We start from the raw sequence: 8,555 nt of genomic DNA, 5'->3' as shown, positions 1-8,555 counted from the left end.
TTGACCATCTAGGAAAACCTTACACTAACCATTGACTAATCCGACTACCTCTACATATCTAAAAATCTTATTTTTTATTAAAAATTCTGTGAAACGCTGTTACCTTGCATACGCTCTCACAGTTATTAATATAACATAAAATGCAGCAGATTATTTTTTGGAATTCAAGTTACAAAAAAGTCGATACTATATTGTTAGTATCAGCTTTAAACAAGACGCTAATTAAATGCTCGTTTAACTCCTGCAATAGAAGTATGCGAGTTGGAACGAATTCCAGAAACTTGAATATGATTTGGCCAAGACTCAATAATTCGATTATTACCAAGGTAGATTGCGACATGATAAATAGAACGTGTACCTGGTTCATAATAGAAAATCAAGTCACCTTTCTTACGGCCAGCGTAAGAAACTCTTCTTAGTTTGGAAGTTGTCCAAAGGTTACGACTGTTCCATTCATTACCTGGATAAGCATGATGAATTGATGAAACAACTGAATTCATATTTAACCCACCTGCATACAATGCTTGCATGACTAAACCAGAACAATCTGTTCCATATGTCGGTGTAGACGATGCGCCAACAATATAGGCACGACCCAAATAACGATAAGCCTGCTTAATTTCAGCGTTTACGTGAGCACTCCGCCCTTGCCAAGTTCGTGCATAGAGTGGTGCTGCGTATGAATCAATCGATGTCCACGAAGATTTACTGAATCCAAGCTTTTCCCAAGTTGCCAAATTAACATTACCTGTGGCACTTAAATGATGACGTCGCTGAAAGTTTTTAACTGCAGAGACAGTGGTTCTGTCATACGTGGCATATTCATACCAGCTCCTACCACCAATTCCTAACTGACGTTTTATCTTCCAGGTTTTTACACCTTCATAACCGCGTTTTAAAGTATAACCAATTGTCCCAGCCGGTCTAATTTTTGAATTTTGTACTTGGAAATATCTCTTAGGATTTTGATACCCATTTGAGTTTGCTACCCAACTACGATTTGAAGTAATATACTCGCCATTACTAATTTTCAGCATTGGACGGCCTGCCTTCGTATAATAAACACCAAGCACATGGGCAAAGTCACCCTTTGTTAGATATTTAGTTGCCTTGGTAGCCGATGTTGAACGATAGTACCCAACTTTATGTAAAACTTTGATAATTGAAGTTGATGGCTTTAAATAGTAATAATTTTTATATGTAGCAATCAACTTTTGAATACTAGCGGTATCAGCCGTTACATATTTTCCAGTGGATAACTGAAAGCGATACAGACCTTTTGCATTCTTTTTTAAAGAATTAATCTTTATAACTTGATTCTTTTTTAAAGTGGCTACCTTGGCTGTACTATCTAGCCCAGCATACTCAGTAGTTGTTTTCTTAATTAATCCCGTACTAAATTTGCTTGTTATCGCTTGCGCTTGCGCCGGTTTCGCATTAACCCCGCTAATCGTCAACAAACTCAATAATACTGCACTCCCCAGTACAATTTTTTTGCCAATCATTCTTTATATCCTCCTAGAATTTAGCTTCATTAGATTTTCAATAACTGATTGCACGGTAAGCATCCCGTTTTCGATAACTGTGTAACTTATCAATCGACATGCTTAACCTTTTACCTGTCCAAGGGTCATTAAAATACACAAGTGAAGCACTGTAACCAATAATTGTAATGGCGTGATTAATTTTAGTGCTGATCCCACCATATCCACTTAGCCACACCACAACAGGGTGTTTCTTGTTAATCTGCTTTTTTATCGCATCAAAACTTGCTCCGGTCATATTAATCGCCGATTTTGTATATTTCTTAACTGTCTTCATCAGGGCTGGTGGATAAATCCACCACCCATATTTTGAATAAGGGCTACCAACAAACCCTTTATTACCATTTTTAGTCTTTGTCCGTGGCATTTCTTTTGCCAACTTCATCTTGCTAACCTTGGCACCCGCATAATTAACCATCATCGTCACCGCAGTTATTTCGCAACCTGTCGGTAATTGTGGGTTTTGTGAAATTCGTTTAACATTCAAGATCACTTTCTTAGTAAGATATCCATTCCAAATCCATCCAGTATGTTTCTTACTATCCTGAACATAGTAATAAGTGATCGCATGTTTTTTAGTATTTGTCACTTGCATTTTCTTGGTTACATACCAAGTGGTATTTGGATAATTTCTCAAAACATGGGAAACTTTAAACTTCGCATCATAGGTTGGACCCGAAATGTTATAAATATTACCAGATGTGGTCTTACGATAATAGCTAGCCTTTTTAACCTTCAAAACAGATCCTTTAGTTTGAACTGCTTTTTCTTTTAAATAACTATGCCAAACCCAACCATTTTGTGGCCCAGTTTCAGACTTAACAAAATAATATAAAGACGGCTTATGATCAGCCATGCTCACATAACGATACTGAGTAACTATCCAGGTAGTTTTTAAGTGATTGTTTAACTGATCGGCAGATTTACTAAATTGTCCGTGAGTTCCGCTTCCCGTAAAATTATATAACGCACCCGATTTTGACGCACTTACATAAGCTTTGGGCTTCACCTTGGTCGCTTTATTCAACGCTATGTATTTTTTAGTTACAGGTTTGCTTGAAGAACTACTTGAAGAACTACTTGAAACGCTACGACTCGGTAAATTGGCACTAAACTGTGAACTGCTTTTCACTGTAAAAGAACTGGTTGACTTAGCACTTGTCTCTGCCTGTGAATTTGTAGTTATCACCTTTGCAGCCTTACTAACTGAGCTTGATGAACTTGCTTGACCAGAATTTTTATTTTGATCACTTGAACTATTCATACTAGCTTGCGAACTACTTACAGAACTCACATCACTATCTGCGTACACGGACTGGCCACTTACGACACAAGAAAACAAAATTACACTGATCAGTACAAATCTTTTTAACACATTATCTCCCCCCCCTCTCACTGCTTAAACAGGCTAATTATAATTCACCATCCTTTACAATACTACCTAATTCTTGTATAAAGCGCTTACCTACGCTTGTTTCTGATTAGTAATTAATTAACTTTATGTCGTAAAAAAAAGAATCCCCCATAAAGGAATTCCTAAGCAACATTTATTATCTACACTAATTTATACAGTAGTTTTCAATTACTTAAATGCTTGATTAATTGCTTGTTCTAAATCATTAATCAGGTCATCCACATCTTCTAAACCAATCGATAATCGCAACACCTGATCGGTCAGCCCATGCTGTTTTCTAATTTTTGCAGGAATTTCACGATGGGTTGTTCGCGTTGGATTAACAATTAGAGATCGCGAGTCGCCAATGTTTGGCAAATAACTGAACACCTGAACATGATCAATCAATTTGGCTACGTTTCTAGCATTCCCCTTTAACTCAAAAGATAGGATGCCGCCAACCCCTCTCGGAAAATATTTTTTCACTAAAGGATTATCTTTTTCAATTCCGGAATAAAAAACTTTTTTGACATGGGAATTACGCGCTAAAAACTTAGCAATTTTGGTTGCACTGGCAACTTCACGATCTAATCGCTCAGAAATTGTCTCTAAACCGATTAGAACCAGATAAGCATCCATTGGCTCCAATACAGCTCCCAGCAACCGTAAATATTTAATCCGAATCCGATTGATAAAGGCTTTTTTACCAAATTTACTTATAAAACTCTCTTGTGCACCCGTTTCCTCATCACCTAAAGTAAACTCTAGCTCAGAAAACTGAGGGAACTTAGGATTATCCCAGTTAAAAGTTCCATGATCCACAACTACACCAGAAACAACATTTCCATGTCCGTTAATTCCCTTTGTTGAAGAATAGACATCAATGTCTGCGCCATGTTCAAATGGTTTCAACAAGTACGGAGTTGGAAATGTATTGTCTACAATTAATGGGATTCCTGCGTTATGCGCGATTTCCGCTAATTTGTCTAAATCAGCAATTTCTGTGCTTGGATTTGCCACACTTTCAACATAAATTGCTTTTGTTTCCGAACCAATTAAATGACGCACAGCAACAAAATCATTAATGTCATCGACAAAATCAAAATCAATCCCAAACTTAGGGAAAAATGTCCGAAATTCATCCAGACTGGATCCATAAATATTACTTGGAGCAATAATCCGGCCACCGTTTTCAGCTACATTCAAAATTGTGTATGAAATGGCAGCCATTCCAGAACCAACCGCGACCGCATCCACACCACCATCTAATTCGGCCATCCTTTTTTCAAAAACTCGCACTGTGGGATTACCATCTCGGGAATAATCATAGCGATTAGGTAACTTTCCTGCCACAATTTGATCAGCAATTCTTGTGTTTTCCAGTCCAAATGCGGCCGTTTGATAAATTGGCACAGAAGATGCAAATTGGTGATCTTTTGGATCGTATCCGGCATGAATTCTTAAAGTATCAAATTTATTTGTTGTCATTATTGTCAACCATCCTTTTTTAAATTGATTGTTTATTAACTGGGTGTTGCACCGCAAAATCAATTGCCTGTTTCAAATCCGCAATTAAATCTGAACTATCTTCAATTCCCACTGCTAATCGAATTAATTGTGTACTAATTCCTGCTTTTAAACGTTCAGCAGGTGGCAACTCTGCGTGGCTCATCTCATATGGTAATTCTGCTAAACTTTCAACCGCGCCTAAACTAACTGCCAACCTAATTAATTGTAATTGATTAACAAAAGCAGATGCATTGATTTTCGGTGCCAGTTCAAAAGAAAGTACGCCACCGAATCCTTGACATTCTGCGGATGCAATTAAATAGTCCTTCGTTCCCTTTATACCAGGATAATAAATTTTTGTAACTTCAGGGCGTTGTTCTAAGAAGTGAATAATTTCGAATGCATTTTGTTGTTGCCGATCCATCCGCACCGCAAGTGTCTGAATACCTCGCCTTACTAGGCTGGCACTTTCTGGTGATAGTACTCCGCCCAATGCATTTTGAACGAAATAAACTTTTTTGCCCAATTCTTCACTATTTGTAACCACTAATCCAGCGATCACATCAGAATGACCACTCAAATATTTAGTTGCCGAGTGCACCACAATATCTGCACCTAACTCAAGTGGTTTTTGCAAATATGGCGTCAAAAAAGTATTATCCACAATTGTTAGCAAATGATGTTTTTGTGCGATTTTTGCCACCCCCGCCACACTGGAAACATGCAATAAGGGATTCGTAACGGGTTCAAAATAAGTTGCCTTCGTATTCTCTTTAATAGCAGGCTCAATCGTTGCCAAATTAGTCGTGTCCACTACCGAAAATTCAATTCCACGTTCCTTAAAATACTGATTCAAGATTCGGAAAGTTCCGCCATAAATTTGATTTCCAACCAAAATATGATCGCCCGGTTTAAAAATTGCAAATACTGCATGAATGGCCGCCATCCCAGAAGCGAATGCAAAACCATTTTTTCCATTTTCCAATAATGTAATTTGTTTTTCTAAATATTCACGAGTTGGATTCCCTGAGCGCTCATAATCCCACCGTACTTTACTTGTTGCACTTGGATAGGCATAAGTTGACGAATTATATATTGGAATGTTAATTGCACCCGTTTGATTATCGTGAACATTTTGACCATGTACTAATTGTGTATTGAATCCTGTCATAATTATTACCTCCAATTAAAAAAAGCACGTTTCCATCCCAGTCTATTTCTAGACAAGGACGGAAACGTGCTTTCCGTGGTACCACCTTAATTCAAATAACCTTCACAAGTTATTCCTCTTTAGGTACATGACTTAGCTTTTTAGTAGTTCAGATACCCTAACCCTGTAACGGGAGTGCCCGCTTTTAGCCTTACACTACAGTGCTCGACTAAAGAAATTGCAATTAGACCATCTTCAACCAGTTGTTATTATCGTTTTCCACCATCCAACGACTCTCTGCAAACAATCACTCGTTTACTCATCTATACATTCTTTATTTATTAACGTTATTATTCATCTCTAACTTATAAATGTCAATCCTTTTTTTAACTTAGTTCTCATTATTAATTAATAATTATTTAACTAATTTCTTGAAACACCGGATAACACAGCACAGATATTTATTACCAACTAAGGACTAATCCAGTTTAATAATCCCAACAGGAAAAAATGAATATGATTCTTCCAACCTCAACATAATTAAAATTAGGTTTAATCTGACTTTTTCATATAAAAAAACGCCCACCATTAAACTTTGGGGGGCGTTTTAGAACTTGATTGCTTTATTGCTTTGTTGTTTGTCGGCTATCTAACCCATAGGGTAAGGTAATCGTTGGTTCATCAATTTCTTCTTTATTCATTAGTTTGGTAAGCAACCGCATTGAGACTGCTCCAATATCATAAAGAGGTTGGGTAACTGAAGTTAATTGTGGACGAACAAGTTGAGCAACCTGGGTATCATTACTTGTGATTAACTCAAATTCATCAGGCACTTTAACTCCTTGGTCCGTTAAACCGTTTAAGACACCGGCAGCAAGCCGATCATCACCAACAAAAGCGGCACCAATGTCTGTACCCTTAAGCTGGCTAGCTAATTTAATTCCGGCTTCATAACTATAATCAGTTTCAAAAATTAATTTTTCGTCAAACTTAAGTCCAGCCTTTTTAAGAGCTTCTTTATAGCCAGCCAATCGATATTTACCATTGATTGGTTCACTTAATGAGCCACTAATAAAAGCAACTTTTTTATTGTCTTCTTTAATTAGCTTAGAAACAGCATCTTCTGTTGATTTAACATAATCAATACTTACAGATGGCACGCTTTCTTGATCATCCACAGAACCGGCAAAGACAATGGGAGTTCTTGAATGCGAAAACTCATCACGTAATTTGTCATTAACGCGATTACCCATAAAAATAATGCCATCTACTTGTTTAGCTAGTAAGGTATTTAGCACTGAAATTTCCTTTTGATCATTTTCATCAGAGTTTTCCATAATAATGTTGTATTTATACATAGAAGCAACATCATCAATTCCTCGGGCTAATGAAGCAAAATAACCATTTGTTACATCTGGAATAATAACCCCGATCGTTGTTGATTTCTTGCTTGCCAACCCACGTGCAACCGCATTAGGTCGGTAATCAAGCTTCTCAATCACATCGTTAACCCTTTGCCTAGTAGCGGGCTTGACATTTTGGTTTCCGTTCACAACTCGTGAAACTGTGGCCATTGAAACCCCAGCCTCTCGTGCGACATCATAAATTGTTACAGTTTGTTTCTCCATTTGAATAAAGTCTCCTTTGTGCGTTATTATACGTTTTCACATGTTTTCATTGCCTTGTTAACGTTACCAAAAAACGCTTAGCTCTGCAAGTATCGGAAACGCTTTCATGAAAAATATACATCTTTTTTAGCTTTATTTCAAGGATAAACTGTATGATATAATATTATTAAGAAAAAAAAGAAAGAAGGCGATTACATGACACAGCTAGATAAGGTCCGCAAATGGGTCAATGACAACAAGCTTGATGTTGCCTATATTAGTGATCCCAAATCAATTGAATATCTTACAGGATTTGCAAGCGATCCAGTAGAACGTATACTTGGTTTGTTCGTTTTTGCAGATAAAGAACCATTTTTGTTTGCACCTGCCCTTGAAGTTGAAGCCATTCGTGATACCGGCTGGAGGTTCCCTGTGTATGGTTATCTTGATCATGAGCAACCTTTCGAAATGATCGCGAGTGAGATTAAAAAACGCTCGGCCAATCCGACTCACTGGGCAATTGAAAAAAACAACTTAACAATTGCCCACTTCAATGCCATTAAGTCTCAATTTCCAACCGCTAACTTTGATATGGATTTAACCCCATCCATCGAACAACTTCGCTTAATTAAAACCCCAGATGAAATCGAGAAATTAGACGCAGCTGGCCGTGAAGCCGATTTGGCATTTAAGATTGGATTTGAAGCTGTTCAAGTTGGCCGTCCTGAAGCGGAAATCGCAGCAGAATTAGAATACGTTCTTAAGAAAAAAGGTGTCATGCAAATGAGTTTTGACACCCTAATCCAAGCTGGCGCTCATGCAGCAGAACCACACGGTGCCACTGCTATGAATAAAATTCAAAATAACGAATTAGTTTTGTTTGACTTAGGCACAATTCACCAAGGATATATTAGTGACGCATCCCGAACGGTTGCAGTTGGAAAACCAAACGAAAAATCCATGGACATTTACAAAGTTTGCTTAGAAGCTCAATTAACGGCTCAAACACAGGCTAAACCAGGCATGATTGCCCAAGACCTAGATAAAATTGCCCGTGATATTATTACAAAGGCCGGTTATGGTGAATACTTTATCCATCGCCTCGGCCATGGTATGGGAATGGGTGAACACGAATTTCCATCAATTATGCAAGGTAATGAAATGGTTCTTAAAGAAGGTATGTGTTTCTCCATCGAACCTGGTATTTACATTCCAGGAGTAGCTGGTGTCCGCATTGAAGACTGCGTCCACATTACAAAGAACGGTTGTGAACCATTTACGCATACGTCAAAAGAACTCACCTATGTGGGGTAATTAAAAATTTGGGTCTCTGTCAAATCGTATTGGTGGAG

Annotated in this window: 6 protein-coding genes and 1 other annotated feature; of the genes, 1 reads left to right on the top strand and 5 read right to left on the bottom strand. The window is 37.7% G+C overall.

Annotated features, from left to right (window positions below):
• Positions 1-218: 218 nt before the first annotated feature.
• The 5 genes from IV84_RS11235 to ccpA all read right to left on the bottom strand — a co-directional run bounded on the left by IV84_RS11235 (position 219) and on the right by ccpA (position 7,224).
• On the bottom strand, positions 219-1,505 hold the full coding sequence (locus IV84_RS11235) for a DUF5776 domain-containing protein (RefSeq protein ID WP_052694516.1): 1,287 nt from the start codon (positions 1,503-1,505) through the stop codon (positions 219-221).
• Between the two features lie 37 nt (positions 1,506-1,542).
• Positions 1,543-2,919 carry a C39 family peptidase gene (locus IV84_RS11230; RefSeq protein ID WP_052694515.1) on the bottom strand — a complete coding sequence of 459 codons (1,377 nt, stop codon included), beginning with the start codon at positions 2,917-2,919 and terminating at the stop codon, positions 1,543-1,545.
• A gap of 207 nt (positions 2,920-3,126) precedes the next feature.
• Positions 3,127-4,425 (bottom strand): O-acetylhomoserine aminocarboxypropyltransferase/cysteine synthase family protein, encoded by a 1,299-nt coding sequence (locus tag IV84_RS08585; RefSeq protein WP_046871679.1) that lies wholly within the window; start codon positions 4,423-4,425, stop codon positions 3,127-3,129.
• 19 nt (positions 4,426-4,444) lie between these two features.
• A complete protein-coding gene (locus IV84_RS08580; protein WP_046871678.1) occupies positions 4,445-5,617 on the bottom strand; it encodes a trans-sulfuration enzyme family protein in 1,173 nt (390 codons plus the stop codon).
• 51 nt (positions 5,618-5,668) lie between these two features.
• Positions 5,669-5,936, bottom strand: a binding site (T-box leader).
• Between the two features lie 283 nt (positions 5,937-6,219).
• The gene (ccpA, locus tag IV84_RS08575; protein ID WP_046871677.1) at positions 6,220-7,224 is read right to left on the bottom strand and encodes a catabolite control protein A; all 1,005 of its coding nucleotides are present in this window, start codon (positions 7,222-7,224) and stop codon (positions 6,220-6,222) included.
• Between the two features lie 195 nt (positions 7,225-7,419).
• On the opposite strand from ccpA, the gene IV84_RS08570 reads away from it, so the two are divergent.
• Positions 7,420-8,517 (top strand): M24 family metallopeptidase, encoded by a 1,098-nt coding sequence (locus tag IV84_RS08570; protein WP_046871676.1) that lies wholly within the window; start codon positions 7,420-7,422, stop codon positions 8,515-8,517.
• Positions 8,518-8,555 lie beyond the last annotated feature (38 nt).

The sequence above is a fragment of the Pediococcus damnosus genome, from assembly GCF_001437255.1.
GTDB classification, from domain to species: Bacteria; Bacillota; Bacilli; order Lactobacillales; family Lactobacillaceae; genus Pediococcus; species Pediococcus damnosus.
Note: the sequence above shows the minus strand (reverse complement) of the source record. Positions and strands in the feature narration are given on the sequence as shown.